This is a genomic window from Stecheria intestinalis (genome assembly GCF_009696165.1).
GTDB lineage: Bacteria > Bacillota_I > Bacilli_A > Erysipelotrichales > Erysipelotrichaceae > Bulleidia > Bulleidia intestinalis.
In genome coordinates this window covers 1-18,777 of sequence record NZ_VUMN01000044.1, presented here as the reverse complement: position 1 = coordinate 18,777, position 18,777 = coordinate 1, and the positions used below count along the sequence as shown (strand labels likewise).

Below are 18,777 nucleotides of genomic sequence, written 5' to 3'. Positions count from 1 at the left end.
ACAGATAAAGCTCGGGAAACCGAGCTTTATCAGTCCGAACATCAATTCTTTCCGGAGACACGAAGATGAGCAGTTTCCGGACATCAGACCAGATCAGATACGGGACATTTCAGAAGAGCAGTAACATCGGGAGGATGGACATTAAGAACGTATTAACCTTTAGAGCAATATATGACTGACTATTTCGGGGATGAAAGAATATCCTGATCTGAGGGTTACAAAATGGAGAATTAATGCATTTCAGTTTCTGGTCCTGGATTCAGCTTATGAACCCAGAGGTAATTGAGAACGAAGGCAAAGACTGCTCCGGACGCTACATCGATGATGCTGTGCTGTTTCAGCATCATGACAGAGATGCAGATGGCGATGACCAGCAGGTGCAGAAGAGCAGAGGCAGCGATGCCTTTTTTTCTGAATTGCGGACTGCGATGCAGAGAGCAGTCAATCAGAATTGTGGTAGAGACATGGATGGAAGGGCAGACATTGGTCGGACTGTCAGCGGACTGGATTGCTCTGGTAATCCATGCGCTGAGAGAGTTTCCGGTTACTTCTGCCGGTCTTAGCCGCAGGGCGTTCGGCCAGAAGAGGTAGATCAGTAAAGACAGGAACATTGCCATGAGCATCGGCATGATGAAGTCCCAGAGTTCTTCATAGGATTTCCGGTGCCAGAAGGTGAGAATCGGCACGACCATGAGCGGAAACCAGGAAATATAGAAATAGACTGCCTGGGTAGCAAATGGGATCAGATCATCGATAGAGCTGTGCAGATAGGTGTAGGAAGACCTGTCCCAGTTATCAAGCAGAAAGAAACAGATGATATAGAGTCCATAAGCAATGATCATGAAGCGCATCGGATTGCTTTGATAGAATTGTTTCAGTTTTCTCATAGCTGTTATTCTGAAAGGAAGTAAGGAAAATGTCAAAGTACTCTTTCTGATTCCGGACTGGGAAAATGGTTTGGTGATTGCTGAACTTGCAGTTCATCTGTGAATGAAAGAATGATTGATGTGCTGGGGTACTGAGGTGAGAAAAGATTGCCTGGTTCAGGAAAGGATGTTGAAGTTTATCAGATTCAGCGTAAACTGATAATTGTCCGAATTAATTGGAAATCCAACTAATTGCTGGATTTCTGTTTTTTGATAAGGAGGCAGAAATGGCACAGGATGGGAATTTTCTGATCAGTCTTTCAGTGCTTTATCGGAATACGATGAAGTTTTTTGACAAGGCGCTTGCAAAGTATGGAATTGGGTCCGGCCAGCTGATGTTTCTGTTCTTTATCAATGAAAATGAGGGCATCACGATGCAGGAGGTTTCCCGGATCGGGGAAGTGGATAAGGGAACTACGACCAAGAGTATTCAGAAGCTGATTGAACAGGATTATGTGCAGGTACGAACCGATGAGAATGATCGCCGGGTGAAGCGTCTGTACACGACTCAGCGGGCGGCAGAGGTCATGAATGAGCTGTATGATCTGCGCAATGAATACCGCAGCCTGATGGCACGCGGAGTGGAGATGGAGTCGTTTGAGGAAGCACTGAATCAGGTATGTGAGAACTCGAGAAATCTGAATCCTGAGCCGAGATATCAGGGAATCAAGATCGGCGGCCTGCAGAAGGTGACCCTGCTGGATTACCCGGGAAAGGCAGCGGCGGCGGTATTTACCGGGGGCTGTAATTTCAAGTGCCCGTTCTGTCATAACAAGGAACTGGTGTTTCTGCCGGATAATTATGAGTTCTTTCCGGCGGAGCGGGTTCTGGAGTATCTGGAGAAGCGCAGGGGCTTGCTGGATGGAGTGTGCATTTCCGGAGGTGAACCGCTGATCCAGGATGGACTTGAAGAGTTTATTGAAGCGATCCGGGAGATGGGGTATCTCGTGAAGCTGGATACCAATGGGTATTACCCGGAGAAACTTGAAGAGATTGTCCATGCCGGACTGGTGGATTATGTGGCAATGGATCTGAAGAATACGTCTGAGAAGTACGCGGAGACGGCTGGTCTGAATCCGGAAGTATTCCAGATCGATCGGATTGAGAGGAGCATTGAGTTCCTGATGCATGGGAGTGTGGAGTATGAGTTCCGCACGACGGTGGTCAGGGAGCTGCATACGAAGGAAGATCTGCAGGCGATGGCAAAGCGGATCCAGGGCGCAAGGCATTATTATCTGCAGCAGTATCAGGACAGCGGATCGGTGATCCAGCCTGGATGGACTGCTTATGATGCTGATGAAATGGCAGGCTTGCTTGCTGTTGTAAAAGCATTTGTTCCGGATGCGGAATTAAGAGGAGTGAAGTGATATGTACAGGGTATTGAAACGGGATGGAAAGATTGCTGACTTTGATGTAAAGAAAATCAGTGCAGCAATCCGGAAAGCATTTGAGGCATGCGGCAGAGAGTACAATGACAGCATTCTGGATCTGATTGCATTAAGAGCTACCAGTGATTTCGAGCCGAAGATTAAGGATGGTCTGATCGGCGTGGAGGATATCCAGGACAGCGTGGAGAAGATGCTTTCGGAGTCCGGGTATTCGGATGTGGCCAAGGCTTATATTCTGTACCGGAAGCAGCGGGAGAATGTGCGCAATATTACAGCCACGACACTGGACTACAAGAAGCTCGTGGATAATTATCTGAAGGCGCTGGACTGGCGGGTGAAGGAGAATTCTACGGTTACGTATTCGGTAGGAGGCCTGATTCTGTCCAACTCCGGAGCGATCACGGCGAACTACTGGCTGTCGGAAGTCTATGATGAAGAAATTGCCAATGCGCACCGGAGCGGCGATATTCATATTCATGATCTGAGCATGTTAACGGGGTATTGCGCCGGATGGTCGCTGAAGCAGCTGATTCAGGAAGGACTCGGAGGAGTGACCGGAAAGATCACTTCTTCGCCAGCTAAGCATCTGAGCACGCTGTGCAATCAGATGGTCAACTTCTTAGGCATCATGCAGAATGAGTGGGCTGGTGCCCAGGCGTTCTCGAGCTTTGATACGTATCTGGCTCCATTCGTGAAGGCAGATCATCTGGATTACAAGGAAGTGAAGCAGGATATCCAGTCGTTCATCTATGGTGTGAATACGCCGTCCAGATGGGGGACGCAGGCGCCGTTTACGAATATCACGCTGGACTGGACGGTTCCGGATGATCTGGCGGAACTGCCGGCGATTGTCGGCGGCAAGGAGATGCCGTTCAAGTACAAGGACTGCAAGCCGGAAATGGATATGGTCAACAAGGCATTCATCGAGACGATGATCGAAGGTGATGCCAATGGCAGAGGCTTCCAGTATCCGATTCCGACGTATTCGATCACGAAGGATTTTGACTGGAGCGATACCGAGAATAACCGCCTGCTGTTTGAGATGACGGCGAAGTACGGAACTCCGTATTTCTCCAACTATGTCAATTCAGATATGAAGCCGAGCGATGTGCGTTCGATGTGCTGCCGGCTGAGACTGGATCTGAGAGAGCTGCGCAAGAAGTCCGGTGGTTATTTCGGCTCTGGTGAAAGCACGGGCTCGATCGGAGTTGTCACCATCAATATGCCTAGAATTGCTTATCTGTCCAAGGATGAGAAGGAGTTCTATGCAAGACTGGATCATATCATGGATCTCTCTGCGCGTTCTCTGAAGACGAAGCGTGATGTCATCACGAAGCTGCTGGATGCGGGATTGTATCCGTATACGAAGCGGTATCTTGGAACATTCAATAATCATTTCAGCACGATCGGTCTGATCGGCATGAATGAGACGTGTCTGAATGCGAAGTGGATCCGGGAAGATCTGACTCATGAAGAGGCACAGAAGTTCACGGTGAAAGTGCTGAATCATATGCGGGAGAGACTGTCAGATTACCAGGAGAAGTATGGAGATCTGTACAACCTGGAAGCAACTCCTGCCGAGAGCACGACTTACCGTCTTGCCAAGCATGATAAGGAGCGCTATCCGGATATCATCACAGCGAATATGAATGGTACGCCGTACTATACCAACAGCAGCCATCTGCCGGTGGGATATACGGATGATATCTTCAGTGCGCTTGATATTGAAGATCAGTTCCAGACGCTCTATACGTCAGGTACCGTGTTCCATGCATTCCTCGGCGAGCGTCTGTCCGACTGGAAGTCGGCGGCACTGTTAGTCAGGAAGATCGCTCAGAATTACAAGCTTCCGTATTATACGATCAGCCCGACCTATTCGGTATGCCCGAATGATGGCTATATTTCCGGCGAAGTATGGAAGTGCCCGAAGTGCGGTGCAGAGACCGAGGTCTATTCCCGCATTACCGGATACTATCGTCCGGTGAAGAACTGGAATGCCGGCAAGACACAGGAGTTCAAGGATCGCAGGANATATAAAGTCGAAGGACTGGTATCCAGACCGCTGGCGGATTTCAAGGAAGAAGCGCAGGCTGCTGCTCCTGTTCAGCCAGCTTCGGCAGGGGATTCTCTGCTGCTGTTCACGACGAAGACGTGTCCGAACTGCAGAATGGTGAAGGAGCTTCTGAATCGCAGCAATTTCAGCTATCAGATCATCGATGCGGATGAGCATGCGGATCTCGTGAAGAAGTACGGCATCATGCAGGCACCGACGCTGGTGAGAGTGCATGATGGCATGGCTGAGACGTATGCCAATGCGTCAAATATCATCGGTTATATCAATCAGAGCACAAGAGCCTGAGGATTATGAGAGACTGCAGAGATGCGGTCTCTTTTCTGCACGTTGCATGAGGAATACCTGCGCGTTAGAATGGGAGAGCAGGATTCCGGAAGAACCCATTACAATCATAGGTTTCACCAAGGGTGTTTTTTCTTCCGCAGAAAGGGTTTGAATATGACGGCAGGAATTGCGGAAAGGTCCGTGACGGATGCGGTTGCACAGCTGAGAAGCTGCGTGTTTCCGATGCTCAGGACCAGAAGAATGGATCAGATCACATGCAGGGATGTGCTGAAGGTGTCTCATGTCAGCAAGAGCGGGTTCTATTATAATTATCATGACCTGGAGGATCTGGTGTTTGACTGCATCCGGACGGAGATTGATGAACTGACGAAGGGCGTCCGGAACTATCAGAGCTGGACGAAAGCGTATTATCTGATTCTGAAGTATTTCCAGGAACATCGCGAAGAGATCATGAATATCTATTTCTCGAGGTATCACAGCGACTTCAAGCGGGAAGTGGAGCGATACGGGCGCATGGTGCTGGAAGATGCGGTGAACCAGAACTGCGAGAGCATGCATACGAAATTGGATCCGGACAATGAGAATTTCATGGTGGATTATTACTATGGCGTATTCTCAGGACTGCTGTACCGGTATGTGGAACAGGGCATGAAGAAGGATCCGGAAAAGATCGTCAGACAGTGCTATGCGATGATGAAAGGTTCGATTCCGGCTTCGATCACGGCATTGTCTCATCAGACGGATCTGTCTTTCTGAATACCTGGTTCGGACATTTGAAAGAAAGTGGACGGAAGAGGGGCTGGAGAATCGGGTTTCCTGAAAATACAATGAGAAGGCAGAAAAGACAGGAAGAAAACAGTTCCTGGCTGCATGCATGTGCGGCGTATGACCTCCGTCTGCAATGGCTTCATCACTAACCCCTCATGGTGATGATGCCTGGCATAATCAACGGATCCTTCTGAATCGGCTGAACTTATGAAAGCTGCACATGTCCTCACGAAGAGCTTCCTTTCTCATAGCGGGAGGCTCTTTTTATGAGAGAAACAGGTATACAGGATTGAGATTCTGATGAGCTGGATGCGTCGCATTTCTGCCTGGAATGATGTATCATCAGAGTGCAGAAAAAAAACCAGGAGGAAATAATCAATGAATGCACAGGAACGATACGAGGAGTGGCTCCGGAATGTGCCGGAGAGCGACCCTCTGTATGAACAGCTGAAGGGAATGTCAGGAAACCAGAAGGAGATCGAAGAGAGCTTCTATCAGGATCTGAAGTTCGGAACGGCAGGTCTTCGCGGAGTGGTCGGTGCCGGAACGAACCGGATGAATTTTTATACGGTAGGAAAAGCTACCCAGGGAATTGCAGATTATATCGCGGAACATGGCGAGGAAGCGAAGAAGAAAGGCGTGGTCATCGCGCATGATCCGCGTCATTTCTCGAAGGAATTCTCGCAGCTGACTGCTTCGATTCTGGCTGCGAACGGAATTCATGTATATGTGTTCCCGGATCTGAGGCCGACGCCGGAACTTGCCTGCATGATCCGCCGTCTGCATACGATTTCAGGAATCAATATCACAGCTTCTCATAATCCGCCGGAATACAACGGATACAAGGCTTACTGGGAAGATGGCTGCCAGGTTTCTTCGGATGTGGCAGATGGCATGACCGAGAAGATCGAGAAGGTCGATATCTGGTCAGGCGTGAAGAAGATGGACTATGAAGCAGCTCTGGCTCAGGGATTGATTGAAGTGCTTGGTCCGGAATATGACCGCATGTATCTGGATATGATTGAGGGTCTGGCGATTCATTCCGGGGATGAGCTGGATCTGAGCATTCCGCTGGTCTATACGCCGCTCAATGGTGCGGGTTCGATTCCGTTCCGGACGATGCTGAAGGACCGCGGGTTCACGAACTGGCATATTGTTCCGGAGCAGGAGAATCCGGATCCGGATTTCTCTACGGTAGGCTATCCGAACCCGGAGGATCCGAAGGCGTTCAGACTGGCTGAGAAGCTCGGACATGAAACGGGTGCTGAGCTGCTGATGGCAACGGACCCGGATTCTGACCGGTTTGCGATTGAGCTGCTGGCAAAGGATGGAACGTATGTTCCGCTGAATGGAAACCAGACGGGATATCTCTTAGTCAACTACATTCTGGAAGGAAGAAAGTCTGCGGGCACATTGCCGGCTAAGGGAGCGATGGTGAAGTCCATTGTCACTTCCACGCTTTCGACAAGAATCTGCGAGGCGTATGGCGTGAAGATGTTTGAGTCCCTGACCGGATTCAAGAATATCTGCGGACGCATTCCGTATCTGCAGGAGCATGGCTATACGTATCTGTTCGGCTATGAAGAGTCGGTCGGCTATTCGGCTTGCGATGAGATCCGTGACAAGGATGGCATCAGTGCGGGTATGCTGGTGGCCGAGGCTGCTGCGTATTACCGGAAAGAGGGCAAGACGCTGTATGATGTCCTCCAGGATATCTATCAGAAGTATGGCGCATTTGCAGAAGATGAACCGAATCTTGTGCTCAAGGGCATTGAGGGTTCTGAGCGCATCAGCCGCATGATGGTATATGTACGCGGCCATCAGCCTTCTGAGGTTGCCGGTCATAAGGTCGTGAAGGTCATTGACTACCAGAATGGCTATGAAGACATCCCTGCTTCCAATGTCCTCAGGTTCTATCTGGATAATGACAGCTGGTTCGCAATCCGGCCTTCGGGAACGGAACCGAAGATCAAGTTCTATTTCTATTCCTGCCAGGATACGCATGAACATGCAGTGAGCGTGAATCATGAGATCCGCGATGCAGTGCTGGAAATGGTTCAGAAGGTTCAGTAAGGAAATCAGCTTCAGAGTATGGTACATGGTCCTGCGCGGAATCTGCAGGGCCATGTTTTCATGATGCACAGAATCGGATGGTATGGAGTATCATTTTCCCGGAGGGTTATGAACATGAATGAACAGGCAGAAGCACGCTATCAGGAATGGCTGACAAGCAGCTATGTCGATGAGGAGACAAAGCAGGAATTAAGAGATCTGGCTGGAAATGAAGCAGAGATCGAAGATCGGTTCTATCGGAATCTGAAGTTCGGGACCGGCGGGCTGCGCGGAGTGATCGGGGCTGGCACTAACCGCATGAATATCTATACGGTGCGTCAGGCAACGCAGGGACTGGCAGACTATATTCTGGCTCAGCATGGGGCCGAGCAGGGCTGTGCGATTGCGTTTGACAGCCGGCACATGTCGCCGGAGTTTTCTGAAGCAGCGGCGCTGGTGCTGAATGCCAATGGCATCCGGACGTACCGGTTTGAGACATTGAGGCCGACGCCGGAACTGTCGTTTGCGGTGAGACAGCTGCATTGCAAGGCGGGCATTGTCATCACGGCTAGTCATAATCCTGCCATCTACAATGGCTATAAAGTCTACTGGGAAGACGGAGCTCAGATCACGCCGCCTCATGATGGAAACATCATGAAGGAAGTGGCGAAGGTCACGGAGTTCTCCCAGGTGAAGACCATGCCGAAAGAAGAGGCTGTGAAAGCTGGTCTGTATCATGTGATCGGAAAAGAGATTGATGATGCATATATTGCGGAAGTCAAAGCGCTGTCCATCCATCCGGAAGTGATCCGGGAAGAAGCAGAGAACATCCGGATTGTCTATTCGCCGCTGCATGGAACGGGCAATCTGCCGGTGAGAAGACTGCTGTCGGAACTTGGCTTCGTGCATGTATCTGTCGTTCCGGAACATGAAGCACCGGATCCTGATTTCTCGACGATTCCTTCGCCGAATCCGGAGAATCCGGAAGTATGGAAGATTCCGCTTGCTCAGGCAGAAAAGGAGAATGCGGATATCATCCTCGCAACTGATCCGGATGCGGATCGGCTCGGTGTCTATGCGAAGAATGCGAAGACCGGGAAGTTCGAGTCGTTTACCGGCAATATGTCGGGAATGCTGATTGCAGAGTATATTCTCCGGGAACGCACGAAGAATCATACGATGCCTGAGAATCCTGCATTAGTAGATACGATCGTGACGACCGATATGGCAGAACCGCTGTGTGAAGAGTATGGCGTGAAGCATATTGAAACACTGACGGGCTTCAAGTATATCGGCGAGCAGATCCATCTGTTTGAGCAGAATCATATGTATCACTATGTCTTCGGCTTTGAAGAGTCCTACGGATGCCTGCCGGGAACCTATGCAAGAGACAAGGATGCGCCGGCTGCCGTCATGATGCTGTGCGAGCTGGCAGCGTTCTATAAACATGAAGGAAAGACGCTCTGCGATGCCATGCATGATCTGTATGAGAAGTATGGCTATTACAGAGAAGGACTTGTATCCATTGAGATGAATGGCATCACCGGAGCACAGAAGATCCATGCACTCATGGAGCGCATGCGCAGCAACCCGGAGAAGAACCTGGGCGGCAGTGAAGTGCTTGCGGTCAGAGACTACAAGAAGAGAGTCCGGACAGACTGCAGAACCGGAACCATCAGTGCACTGACGCTTCCGGAATCAGATGTGCTCTATTATGAACTGGCGGATCATGCATGGTGCTGCGCACGTCCTTCCGGAACAGAACCGAAGATCAAGTTCTACTTCGGAGTATGCGGAAAGAATGATGCAGATGCAGAAGAAAAACTGCAGGCCCTGAAACAGGACCTGCTGAAAGCGGCAGAATAAGCAAAGACGGAGCAGCGGATGCTGCTCCATCTTTAATAGTGATTGTTCAGCAGAAGATATTCGTATCTTCCTGCGGAACCACCAGCAGAGGCTCGAGACAGACGACTTCGACATTCTTGGATTCGATCTTGGAGATTTCTGTCTTATCTGCAGCGATATCGGTGATGACGGTATCGACATTGGCAAGCGAGCCGGTGATGAAGCTGTGCTTCAGACCGACTTTGGTATGATCGCAGACGACGCAGCGTTTGCCGGTGGTCTGCTGCAGCATCATCTCGTTGATGGTCGTCTCTGCCATGATTGCTGTCGTGATTCCATCTTCTGCGGTGATACCGGAGCATCCTAAGAAGCACTTGTTGGCAAGTACTTTGCGGATGTTGCTGAGGGCAAAATCTCCTACCATCGACTTCTTCGGAGTATTGAGCTCTCCTCCGGTGAGGACGATTTTAACGTGGTCATCGTGCTGGATCTGCGTGGCAGCAGCGTTATTGGTGATGACGGTGCAGGACTTGTAGCGGATATAGTGAATCATCAGCAGAGCTGTATAGCTGGTGTTGATGAAGATGGTGTCTCCGTCTTCTACAAACAGGGCAGCATACTTTGCGATCGCGTGCAGGTAGCGGTCGTTGTTGTAGTTCACGTCCGGCACATTGACCATGCGCTGGATCAGTCTTGCTCCGCCCCGGGTGCGCTGAATGGCGCCTTTGCTTTCCCAGTACTGCAGGTCGCGGCGGATGGTGACATCTGAGGTGCTGAACTCCTTGGAGAGCTGTTCCACGGAGACGGTACCAAGTTTCTGGATCAGCAGCATGATGTCGTCTCTGCGCTTCTGAACGATTTCATATTTTACTTTCATAATATGATTATATTAGCTCGAAGGCGGGGTTCATACATCATTTTTATGCATAAATGAGTTAATTCAGCAGGAATTTATGAATGATTTCGGCGATGCCGTCATGGTCGCAATCGGCCTTCGTCACATAGTCTGCAGCTTCTTTGCAGGTCTTTGTTCCGTTGGCCATTGCACAGCCGATGCCGGCTTCCCGGATCATCGAAAGATCATTCTCGGAGTCTCCGGCTGCGATTGTATTCTCCATCGGGAGATCGAATAATTCTGCTACCTGATGAATCGCTGCTCCTTTGGAGCAGTCCGGTGCGACGCATTCGAGAAACATCGGATTGGAATAGAACATGCAGCAGCGGCTGGCAAGAGATTCCTGATGGTCCAGGCGGAACTGCTCGAGTTTCTCATGATCATGCAGATCGATCAGCAGCACCTTGACCGGATTTTCGGGCAGATGATGCTCAAGGTCTTCGACGATCTGATAAGGAATGCGGATGCGCTTTGCATAATAGAGGGTTGCTTCATCTTCTGCTTCTGCTAAGAAGATATCGTCATGGTTATAGGTCTGCACATGGATCCCGTACCGGTGTGCTTCCTGAAACAGTTCGGCTGCTGTGGCGGTCGTGACTGGATTTCGGTACAGCACTTTCTTTCTGAAGCAGTCATAAATCTCAGCACCGTTATAGGCAAGGACATACGTTCCTTCCCCCTGCAGCTTCAGTTCCGCAGCAATCGGCAGCACTGCTAAGAGCGGTCTTCCGGAAGCGAGCACGATGCGATGCCCGGCTTTTACTGCTTCCTGGATTGCGGTGCGGTTTCCTTCAGTGATTTCCTTGTTATGATTCAGCAGCGTATCGTCGAGATCGAGAAACAGGATCTTACTGTTTTTTCTGTCCATAGTAGGCATTCGGTCCATGCTTGCGCATGTAGTGCTTGTCCTGCAGGCACTGCGGAGCAGGCTGCACTTTCGGATTGATGAGTTCCGTCTTCGTTGCCATTTCTGCGCATACTTCCATGACGACTGCGTTGTGAACCGCTTCCTTCGGATTCTTTCCCCAGCTGAATGGGCCGTGGTTCGTGCAGAGGCATCCCGGAACTTCAAGCATCTTGCGGTTCATGCGGCGGAATTCATTCACGATCAATAAACCGGTATTGCGTTCATAGTCTGCTTCGATTTCTTCAGCAGTCAGAACTCTGAGGCACGGAATCGGTCCGTAGAAGTAATCGGCATGAGTCGTTCCATAGCACGGAATATCGCGGCCGGCCTGCGCCCAGCTGGTTGCGTTCGGGCTGTGAGTATGGACGATGCCGCCGAGTTCCGGAAATGCTTTGTAGAGTTCTACGTGGGTCTTCGTATCCGAAGAAGGATTCAGATCTCCTTCGACGACATTTCCTTCAAGGTCCGTGACGACCATCTTCTCCGGAGTCAGCTCTTCATACGGAACTCCACTCGGCTTGATGACCATCAGGCCTTTTTCCCGATCGATTCCTGATACATTTCCCCAGGTGAATGTAACCAGATGATACGCGGGCAGCAGCAGATTGGCAGCACAGACTTCCTGTTTCAGTTCTTCAAGCATGTTTTCTTCTCTCCTCTTATTCTTCAATTCCGGATTCCGCAGCTGCCTGCTCGATCTTTGCACGCAGAAACGCTGCCGAATCGGTGATGATCTTTTCGTAATCCTGTCCGTCGTGGTACCAGAATTCGCCGGTGAACATCCGGATGCCCTGACGGAGGGCTTCTTGAATGCATGGAACGTATTCGGTATGTCCGCTCGGGTCGCCGAAGTTCATGTCGCGGTAGAGGCCTGGCTTCGTCTCTTTCAGGTGCATGGCGAAGAGATGGCCTTCGCCTTTCTTCAGATCTTCGACGACATCGCCGTGATAGAGAACGGCGGCATTCTTCAGGTTGCCGATGTCCGGATAGACGCCAAGCCACGGGCTGTTCACTGCGGTGACATAGGCCATAGATTTCTCAACCGTATCCATGAATGGCGTTTCCATCGTTTCGAAGGCCAGGATGATGCCGCAGGATGCGGCATAGGAAACACCTTTCTTCAGGTTCTCGAGGAACCATGCCCGGGTCTGTTCATCGCCGGTTTCGTAGTAGACGTCATAACCGGCCAGCTGGATGATGCGCACGCCGAGGCCAGCGGCGAAGTCGACGGCTTTGTACATGATTTCCAGCGACTTCTTCCGTACTGCCGGATCGTGAGAACCGAACGGATACTTGCGATGGCCGCTGAGGCAGAGGGTCGTGATCGGAGTTCCGGCATTGCGTGCTTCTGCGCCAAGCGCGACGACTTTCTCCGTCGGCCAGTCCAGACGCTCGAGGCGCCAGTCGGACTCATCGATGCTGATTTCAAGGCGATCGAAGCCACAGCGCTTCGTGATGTCGAAGAGTTCCTCGAATGGTTTTCCTGCCGGAATTGCTTTTTCGTAGAGTGCCAGTGAATAGTTCATTTCTTTTTCCTTTCTCAGCCGATCAGGGTTGCGATCAATCCATATGCAGCAATCGCTGCCATCACGCCGGCTGCAGCGATGGTGCCGGGGCCTGCTTTCTTCTCGAGTACGCAATGGGCTTCCGGATCAAAGAAGAAGGAGACTTTCTTTCCGACCTTGAAGCTGGTGGAAGACTTCTCGCCATTGCGGCTCAGGAAGGAATAAGATCTTCCGTCCCGTTCATAGGTGATGACCGGATACCAGGTGTTCGTTCGGAAGATCGTGCGTTCCTGCTTTTCTTCGCGGTAGCAGAGCAGTTCGGAGATGGTTCCTTCTTCCGGAATCAGGTGCAGCCTGCTGTCCCGGTACCAGGAGCGGAATAAGGAGACGGCCAGACACGCAAAGACGCCGGCCAGTCCGAGCGAAGCTGCTTTCATTGATACATGCACGTAGAGAAGCTCCGTGATGACCATCATGACGCCTGAAAGAATCAGGAAGATGCTCGAGAGCGTATCGGTTCCGGAACGGATATAGGGATAAAGCACATTGTTCTGACGCATCAGACGGATCGGGTCGCCTGGGTAGTACTGCTCTGTGCTGCGGATGCCTGCAGTCTTCCGGGCTCCTTTCTCATCTGTGTAATTGGTATCCAGGCTGTAGTAGCGCTGGATGAGACGTTCTTTCTCATCTATCTGCGTTCTGAGCGTGGAAGCCAGCACCGTTCCTTCATAAGAAGAGTCTGGTTTCCGGAAGCGGAGCACAGAATCCAGGGAGCTGACGCCGGCAGCCAGAAGAAGTACGCCGATCAGGACCAGGAACAGGGATTCAATGGACATAAAGTGATCCTCCTTGTGCATAAATATAAGTAAAAACGATCGTAAGACATTATTAATGTACGATTAACGATCAAAGATTCAAGATGATTGCGTTTACATTTTTATAAATGATCGTATAAATCATATAATGATCGTTAAATACGATTGAATGCGTAAATAAAAGTGGATATGTTAGAGATGCAGACGGGAAAGATTCAGAGTTAATGTCTGAAACAATCCCTGAACATACGTAAAAGGAAAAGGAGAATTGGTTTATGAGCAAAGTTTCGGAAATGACGCGCGACAAATGGATCATGTCTACTTTCCCGGAATGGGGTACCTGGCTCAATGAGGAAATTGAGGGAACCGAGATTCCGGAAGGAAATGTAGGCATGTGGTGGCTCGGATGCACGGGCATCTGGATCAAGACCCCGGGCAATACGAACATCACGATTGATCTCTGGGCAGGAAACGGGAAGCGCACGCATGGCGACGGTAAGATGAAGGTAGGTCACCAGATGGCGAATATGGCTGGCGTCAGAAAGATGCAGCCGAATCTCCGCAACATCCCGTTCGTGATTGATCCGTTTGCGGTAAAGCATGTTGATGCAGTGCTTGCGACGCATTATCATCAGGATCATATGTCCGCAGAGTTTGCGGCTCATGTTCTGCAGAGCGGCATGACGACTACGGATGATTCCGGAAAAGAGATTCCGGTTCCGTTCATCGGACCGAAGAAGTCGGTTGAGACCTGGGTCGGCTGGGGTGTTCCGGAAGATCGCTGCATCACGGTGAAACCGGGTGACGTGATCAAGTTCAAGGATCTGGAGATTGTCGTTCTGGATTCCTTCGATCGTACCTGCATCACGACGACGGATTCGACCGGACCGGATCGTGAAGACCTCTGGGGAAAGTGCCCGATGGATATGGATGAGAAGGCAGTCAACTACCTGATCCGTACACCGGGCGGAAATATTTATCATTCCGGTGATTCACATTATTCGATCTACTTTGCAAAGCATGGCAAGGATATCGAGAAGAAGTATGGCGGAGTAGACGTTGCGTTTGCGTCTTATGGCTGCAACCCCGTAGGAATCCAGGACAAGATGGAGGCTACCGATGTGCTGCGTATGGCGGAGGCTCTGAAGTGCAAGGTTGTCATTCCGATTCACTGGGATGTCTGGACGAATTTCCAAGCTGATCTCAACGAGATCAATGTGCTCTGGTGGATGAGAAAAGACCGTCTGGATTACAAGTTCCATCCGTTCAGCTGGGAAGTGGGCGGCAGATACATGTATCCGAGAGACAAGGATCGGGTTGCTTATCATCATGATCGCGGCTTCGAGGACTGCTTCGATTACGAACCGAACGTTCCGTTCCGTTCCGTGCTGTAAGAAGAGGAAACGACATGCTGAAGGAGTTTGTGAAGGAGAAGCATTGCGTGTTCTATGATTCTGCGTCTGACTGGAAGGACGCAATTCATAAGGCTTGTGAACCGATTATTGCCGATAGAACGGTGGAACCGGAGTATGCAGATGAGATTGTGCGCTGTGTCGAGAAGTACGGACCTTATATCATTCTGATTCCTGGAGTTGCGATGCCGCATTCCACGGAGGGCGGTGCACTGGTTCATAAGACATGTATTTCATTCATGAAGCTGGCGAAGCCGGTCAGCTTCGATGATCAGGATCCTGAGAAGTATGCGGATCTGTTCTTCACCATTGCTTCTGGGAATGCAGAAAAGCATCTGGAAGAAATGCAGCAGCTGGCTGCCCTGCTTACAGATGATGCGGTGGTAGAGGATCTTCACAAGGTCACTTCCGAGGCGGACCTGGAAGCCTTGGGTGAAAAATACAATCTCTGAAAGGGGAAGAGAAAGGGAAATTTATGGCAATCTGGACATTTTTCGTCAACAACATTCTCACGAAGCCGCAGTACATGGTCGGCCTGATCGTTCTGATCGGCTACCTCCTGCTGAGAAAGCCCTGGTATGACACGGTCTCCGGGACGATCAAGGCAATTGTCGGCTACATGATTCTCTCAACTGGTTCCGGTGGAATGATCAACACATTGAAGCCGATCCTGTATGGTCTTGGCGGACGCTTCGGACTGCAGGCAATCATCATTGACCCGTATAATGGTCAGAATGCAGTTCAGGCTGCTGCAGATGCAGGGGATGCGGTCATCGGCGGCCAGGCATTCGGACAGGTCATGCTGCTGATGGCAATTGCCTTTGTCGCAAACATCGTTCTGGTCCGTCTGAACAAGTGGACTAAGCTGAGAGCTGTATTCACCACCGGCAACGTTCAGATTCAGCAGGCTTCTACTGCATTCTGGCTGATTCTGTTTGCACTTCCTGCTCTTCGTTCGCAGCCGACCGTGACGCTGATTGTCATGGCAGTTGTCCTCGGTCTCTACTGGGCAGTTGGTTCCAATCTCTTAGTACGCTATACACAGGAACTCACCGATGGTGCCGGCTTCTCTCTGGCTCATCAGCAGATGTTCGGTGTTGCGCTCAGCACGAAGCTTGCTGAGAAGATGGCAAAGCATGATGCAGAAAAAGAAAAGAAGACCGGCAAGAAGTCCGCGCTCTGGAGCAGACGTCTCGAAGATATCGAACTCCCTGGCTGGATGCAGATCTTCAACGATAATATGGTATGCACCGCGCTGATCATGCTGTTCTTCTTTGGAATTATTCTCTGTGTCGTTGGCAAGGCTTATATCGTAGAGCTTGGTCTGATGAAGGAAACGGACAGTTTCTTCTTCTATGTGCTGAGCACGGCGCTCTCGTTTGCAGCAAACCTGGCGATCCTGCAGCTTGGCGTACGCACCATGGTTGCTGAACTCACGACTTCATTCAAGGGTATCTCTGACAAACTGCTGCCGAGTGCAGTGCCTGGTGTTGACTGCGCTGTTTCCTATTCATTCGGTTCTCCGAATGCAGTCACGATCGGCTTCCTGTTCGGTGCGCTTGGTGAGACAGTCGCAATGCTGATCCTGGTTCTGACACATTCTCCGACCATCGTCATCGCTGGATTCATCCCGATGTTCTTCGACAATGCGACGATTGCTCTGTTCGCTAATTCCAAGGGCGGCCTGAAGGCTGCAGTTATCTTCCCGTTCATCTCCGGACTGCTGCAGGTATTCGGTTCTGCATTCATCGCTACCTGGACTGGCCTTGCTCAGTATGGCGGATATCTCGGAATGTGGGACTGGGCAGTTCTGTGGCCGATCTTCACGATCGTCATGAAGTATCTCAGCTGGATCGGTCTTGCTCTGGTTGTGATCTTCCTGATCATGATTCCGCAGATTCAGTACCGCAAAGACCCGGAACATTACTTCATGGAAGTCGATGACTGGGAAGAATATAAGAAAGAAAAAGGAATTGCCTGAGCTGGCAATCCGGAAGGAGTGAAAAATCACAATGGTTAGTATTCTTGCTTGCTGTGCAAATGGTTCTGGTACTTCTCTGATGATGGCAATGACACTGGACAAGGCAATCAAGGCAGAGGGATGGAAAGTCTCGAAGACGCATCACTGCTCCCTGTCGGAAGGAAAGAATACCGCGGTCAATTATGATATCGTTCTCTGCCCGCTGAACTTCACGAATATGTTCAAGGATGCAGAGGCTAAAGGCGTCAAGGTTGTCGGTCTGAAGAACGTCATGTCTCAGAAAGAGATGACGGAGAAGATCAACGCAACCGGACTGAATCTGAAGTAATACTTTCCGCATGCTGAGAAAGGAACGTTCCCGACTGATTGTCCGGGTGATGTTCCTTTCTTTCATTAAAGTGAAGAAGAGGAGCTGATACTTATGAAACTGAATCTCTTGAATTCTTATGAGCTTGACCGCTGCTATTCCATTGCTCCGCTGCATTATCAGGGAAAAGATCATATTCTGGTTGCGGCTGAGAAAGTCAATAAATGCATTCTGTTTGACCTGGATGGAAATCCGGAAGAAACCGTCTGGGAAGAACCAGGAGGAACGATGTCCATGGTCCAGGTTCCGGGAAGTGATGGCTGGTTTCTGGCAACCCATCAGTTCTACAGCCCGAATGATGGCGATAAGGCACATATCGTTCTGGTCCGCCCGGAAAATGGAAGCTGGAACGTGCAGACCATTGCAACGCTTCCGTTCTGCCACAGATTTTCAATCCTGGAGCGGAATGGTTCTTATTATCTGATTGCCTGCACGATCAAAAGCAATATGGAGTACAAGGATGACTGGAGATTCCCGGGTGCGGTCTATGTTGCTGACCTGCCTGCAGATATCGAGAACTACAAGGATGGCCATGAGATTTCCTGGACCGTGCTGAAGGATGGTCTGTTCAAGAACCATGGCTATGCAACGGAAAAAGACGAGAATGGCGAGTATGCATTAGTCGGAACGGAGAATGGCGTATTCCGCTGTGTACCGCCAAGTGAGAAGAATGGCAGCTGGACCTGCGAGCAGCTGACGGAAGATCCGACTTCTGATATGGTGCTCTGCGATTTTGATGGCGACGGGAAGAAGGAGATGATCGTGATCTGTCCGTTCCATGGTGATCATATTGCGATTTATCACCTGGATGAGTCCGGAAAGTATGCAAAGGTATGGGATTGCCCGTTCCTGACGGAAATGGGTCACTCGATCTGGGCAAGAGATTTCTTCGGCAGAGAAGAAGCGATCATCGGCCATCGCAAGGGAAACAGAGATCTGATCGAATTCTATTATGAAGATGGTGAATACAAGACAAATGTGCTGATGCATGATGTCGGTTCCGCTAATATCTATCCGTTTGACTGCAATGGATCAATCCGGCTGGTTTCCACCAATCGCGAAATCAATCAGATTGCGTTCTATGAGGTTGAGAAATAAGCATGAACAATGAAGAACTGAAGCAGCATGCACGCAATATCCGGAAGAATATCGTGAAGGAAATTGCGAACGCGCAGTCCGGGCATCCGGGAGGATCGCTCGGAGCAGCGGATATCGTCACTTATCTGTATTTTGAAGAAATGGACATCACACCGGAGAATGCGGGAACGATTGACCGCGATCGGTTTGTGCTGTCCAAGGGGCATACCTCACCGCTTCTGTATGCAGCCCTTGCGGAGAAGGGGATCATCCCTATGGAAGAGCTGATGACATTCCGGAAGCTTGATTCAAAGCTGCAGGGACATCCGAACATGAACTATGTGAAGGGTGTAGATATGAGCACCGGGTCACTAGGACAGGGACTGGCGGCAGCAGATGGCATGGCTATTGCAAATAAGCTGAGCGGAAACAGCCACAGAGTATATGCTCTGGTCGGAGATGGCGAAAGCGAAGAAGGCG

Annotated in this window: 17 protein-coding genes; 11 read left to right on the top strand and 6 right to left on the bottom strand. The window is 50.4% G+C overall.

The features are described 5' to 3' along the window. Positions 1–230: 230 nt before the first annotated feature. A complete protein-coding gene (locus tag FYJ51_RS12550; protein ID WP_154505922.1) occupies positions 231–887 on the bottom strand; it encodes a phosphatase PAP2 family protein in 657 nt (218 codons plus the stop codon). Positions 888–1,153: 266 nt separating this feature from the next. On the opposite strand from FYJ51_RS12550, the gene FYJ51_RS12545 reads away from it, so the two are divergent. The 5 genes from FYJ51_RS12545 (at position 1,154) to FYJ51_RS12525 (ending at position 9,359) form a co-directional block, all read left to right on the top strand. Next, complete coding sequence (locus FYJ51_RS12545; RefSeq protein WP_154505921.1) at positions 1,154–2,293, top strand: anaerobic ribonucleoside-triphosphate reductase activating protein; 1,140 nt, start codon at positions 1,154–1,156, stop codon at positions 2,291–2,293. A 1-nt stretch (position 2,294) separates the two neighbouring features. Further along, positions 2,295–4,673: a ribonucleoside triphosphate reductase gene (locus FYJ51_RS12540; protein WP_154505920.1), complete on the top strand. Its 2,379-nt coding sequence runs from the start codon at positions 2,295–2,297 to the stop codon at positions 4,671–4,673. 153 nt (positions 4,674–4,826) lie between these two features. After that, positions 4,827–5,429: a TetR-like C-terminal domain-containing protein gene (locus tag FYJ51_RS12535; protein WP_154505919.1), complete on the top strand. Its 603-nt coding sequence runs from the start codon at positions 4,827–4,829 to the stop codon at positions 5,427–5,429. 390 nt (positions 5,430–5,819) lie between these two features. Further along, the gene (locus FYJ51_RS12530) at positions 5,820–7,514 is read left to right on the top strand and encodes a phospho-sugar mutase (RefSeq protein WP_105304684.1); all 1,695 of its coding nucleotides are present in this window, start codon (positions 5,820–5,822) and stop codon (positions 7,512–7,514) included. Between the two features lie 114 nt (positions 7,515–7,628). Continuing rightward, the gene (locus FYJ51_RS12525) at positions 7,629–9,359 is read left to right on the top strand and encodes a phospho-sugar mutase (RefSeq protein ID WP_154505918.1); all 1,731 of its coding nucleotides are present in this window, start codon (positions 7,629–7,631) and stop codon (positions 9,357–9,359) included. Positions 9,360–9,405: 46 nt separating this feature from the next. Here FYJ51_RS12525 and FYJ51_RS12520 read toward each other — a convergent pair whose 3' ends face one another. From FYJ51_RS12520 to FYJ51_RS12500, 5 genes are read right to left on the bottom strand one after another with little or no spacing between them, the layout of a single operon-like run. Beyond that, complete coding sequence (locus FYJ51_RS12520) at positions 9,406–10,215, bottom strand: DeoR/GlpR family DNA-binding transcription regulator (protein WP_105304683.1); 810 nt, start codon at positions 10,213–10,215, stop codon at positions 9,406–9,408. A gap of 58 nt (positions 10,216–10,273) precedes the next feature. Beyond that, positions 10,274–11,101: a Cof-type HAD-IIB family hydrolase gene (locus tag FYJ51_RS12515; RefSeq protein ID WP_167836606.1), complete on the bottom strand. Its 828-nt coding sequence runs from the start codon at positions 11,099–11,101 to the stop codon at positions 10,274–10,276. Beyond that, a complete protein-coding gene (locus FYJ51_RS12510; protein WP_105304681.1) occupies positions 11,082–11,783 on the bottom strand; it encodes an L-ribulose-5-phosphate 4-epimerase in 702 nt (233 codons plus the stop codon). Before FYJ51_RS12510 ends, FYJ51_RS12515 begins: the two co-directional genes overlap by 20 nt. Before the next feature lie 16 nt (positions 11,784–11,799). Then, on the bottom strand, positions 11,800–12,666 hold the full coding sequence (locus FYJ51_RS12505; RefSeq protein WP_105304680.1) for an L-ribulose-5-phosphate 3-epimerase: 867 nt from the start codon (positions 12,664–12,666) through the stop codon (positions 11,800–11,802). A gap of 14 nt (positions 12,667–12,680) precedes the next feature. Next, on the bottom strand, positions 12,681–13,481 hold the full coding sequence (locus tag FYJ51_RS12500) for a hypothetical protein (RefSeq protein ID WP_154505917.1): 801 nt from the start codon (positions 13,479–13,481) through the stop codon (positions 12,681–12,683). Positions 13,482–13,735: 254 nt separating this feature from the next. On the opposite strand from FYJ51_RS12500, the gene ulaG reads away from it, so the two are divergent. The 6 genes from ulaG to FYJ51_RS12470 form a co-directional block, all read left to right on the top strand. Then, entirely contained in the window at positions 13,736–14,854 is a 1,119-nt protein-coding gene (gene ulaG / locus FYJ51_RS12495) for an L-ascorbate 6-phosphate lactonase (RefSeq protein ID WP_105304678.1), read from the top strand. A 14-nt stretch (positions 14,855–14,868) separates the two neighbouring features. Further along, positions 14,869–15,324, top strand: a complete 456-nt coding sequence (locus FYJ51_RS12490; RefSeq protein WP_154505916.1) for a PTS sugar transporter subunit IIA — start codon at positions 14,869–14,871, stop codon at positions 15,322–15,324. A 23-nt stretch (positions 15,325–15,347) separates the two neighbouring features. After that, entirely contained in the window at positions 15,348–16,853 is a 1,506-nt protein-coding gene (locus FYJ51_RS12485) for a PTS ascorbate transporter subunit IIC (RefSeq protein ID WP_154505915.1), read from the top strand. A gap of 31 nt (positions 16,854–16,884) precedes the next feature. Beyond that, a complete protein-coding gene (locus FYJ51_RS12480; RefSeq protein ID WP_105304675.1) occupies positions 16,885–17,181 on the top strand; it encodes a PTS sugar transporter subunit IIB in 297 nt (98 codons plus the stop codon). A 93-nt stretch (positions 17,182–17,274) separates the two neighbouring features. Continuing rightward, complete coding sequence (locus FYJ51_RS12475; protein WP_154505914.1) at positions 17,275–18,318, top strand: hypothetical protein; 1,044 nt, start codon at positions 17,275–17,277, stop codon at positions 18,316–18,318. Between the two features lie 2 nt (positions 18,319–18,320). After that, positions 18,321–18,777 (top strand): 1-deoxy-D-xylulose-5-phosphate synthase N-terminal domain-containing protein (locus FYJ51_RS12470; RefSeq protein WP_328597275.1); only part of this gene is annotated, 457 nt, incomplete at its 3' end.

Excerpts from the sequence above, each read along its gene's own strand:
- FYJ51_RS12550 (WP_154505922.1), bottom strand. The coding sequence starts at position 887 with ATGAGAAAACTGAAACAATTCTATCAAAGCAATCCGATGCGCTTCATG.
- FYJ51_RS12545 (WP_154505921.1), top strand. The coding sequence starts at position 1,154 with ATGGCACAGGATGGGAATTTTCTGATCAGTCTTTCAGTGCTTTATCGG.
- FYJ51_RS12535 (WP_154505919.1), top strand. The coding sequence starts at position 4,827 with ATGACGGCAGGAATTGCGGAAAGGTCCGTGACGGATGCGGTTGCACAG.
- FYJ51_RS12530 (WP_105304684.1), top strand. The coding sequence starts at position 5,820 with ATGAATGCACAGGAACGATACGAGGAGTGGCTCCGGAATGTGCCGGAG.
- FYJ51_RS12525 (WP_154505918.1), top strand. The coding sequence starts at position 7,629 with ATGAATGAACAGGCAGAAGCACGCTATCAGGAATGGCTGACAAGCAGC.
- FYJ51_RS12520 (WP_105304683.1), bottom strand. The coding sequence starts at position 10,215 with ATGAAAGTAAAATATGAAATCGTTCAGAAGCGCAGAGACGACATCATG.
- FYJ51_RS12515 (WP_167836606.1), bottom strand. The coding sequence starts at position 11,101 with ATGGACAGAAAAAACAGTAAGATCCTGTTTCTCGATCTCGACGATACG.
- FYJ51_RS12510 (WP_105304681.1), bottom strand. The coding sequence starts at position 11,783 with ATGCTTGAAGAACTGAAACAGGAAGTCTGTGCTGCCAATCTGCTGCTG.
- FYJ51_RS12505 (WP_105304680.1), bottom strand. The coding sequence starts at position 12,666 with ATGAACTATTCACTGGCACTCTACGAAAAAGCAATTCCGGCAGGAAAA.
- FYJ51_RS12500 (WP_154505917.1), bottom strand. The coding sequence starts at position 13,481 with ATGTCCATTGAATCCCTGTTCCTGGTCCTGATCGGCGTACTTCTTCTG.
- ulaG (WP_105304678.1), top strand. The coding sequence starts at position 13,736 with ATGAGCAAAGTTTCGGAAATGACGCGCGACAAATGGATCATGTCTACT.
- FYJ51_RS12490 (WP_154505916.1), top strand. The coding sequence starts at position 14,869 with ATGCTGAAGGAGTTTGTGAAGGAGAAGCATTGCGTGTTCTATGATTCT.
- FYJ51_RS12485 (WP_154505915.1), top strand. The coding sequence starts at position 15,348 with ATGGCAATCTGGACATTTTTCGTCAACAACATTCTCACGAAGCCGCAG.
- FYJ51_RS12480 (WP_105304675.1), top strand. The coding sequence starts at position 16,885 with ATGGTTAGTATTCTTGCTTGCTGTGCAAATGGTTCTGGTACTTCTCTG.
- FYJ51_RS12475 (WP_154505914.1), top strand. The coding sequence starts at position 17,275 with ATGAAACTGAATCTCTTGAATTCTTATGAGCTTGACCGCTGCTATTCC.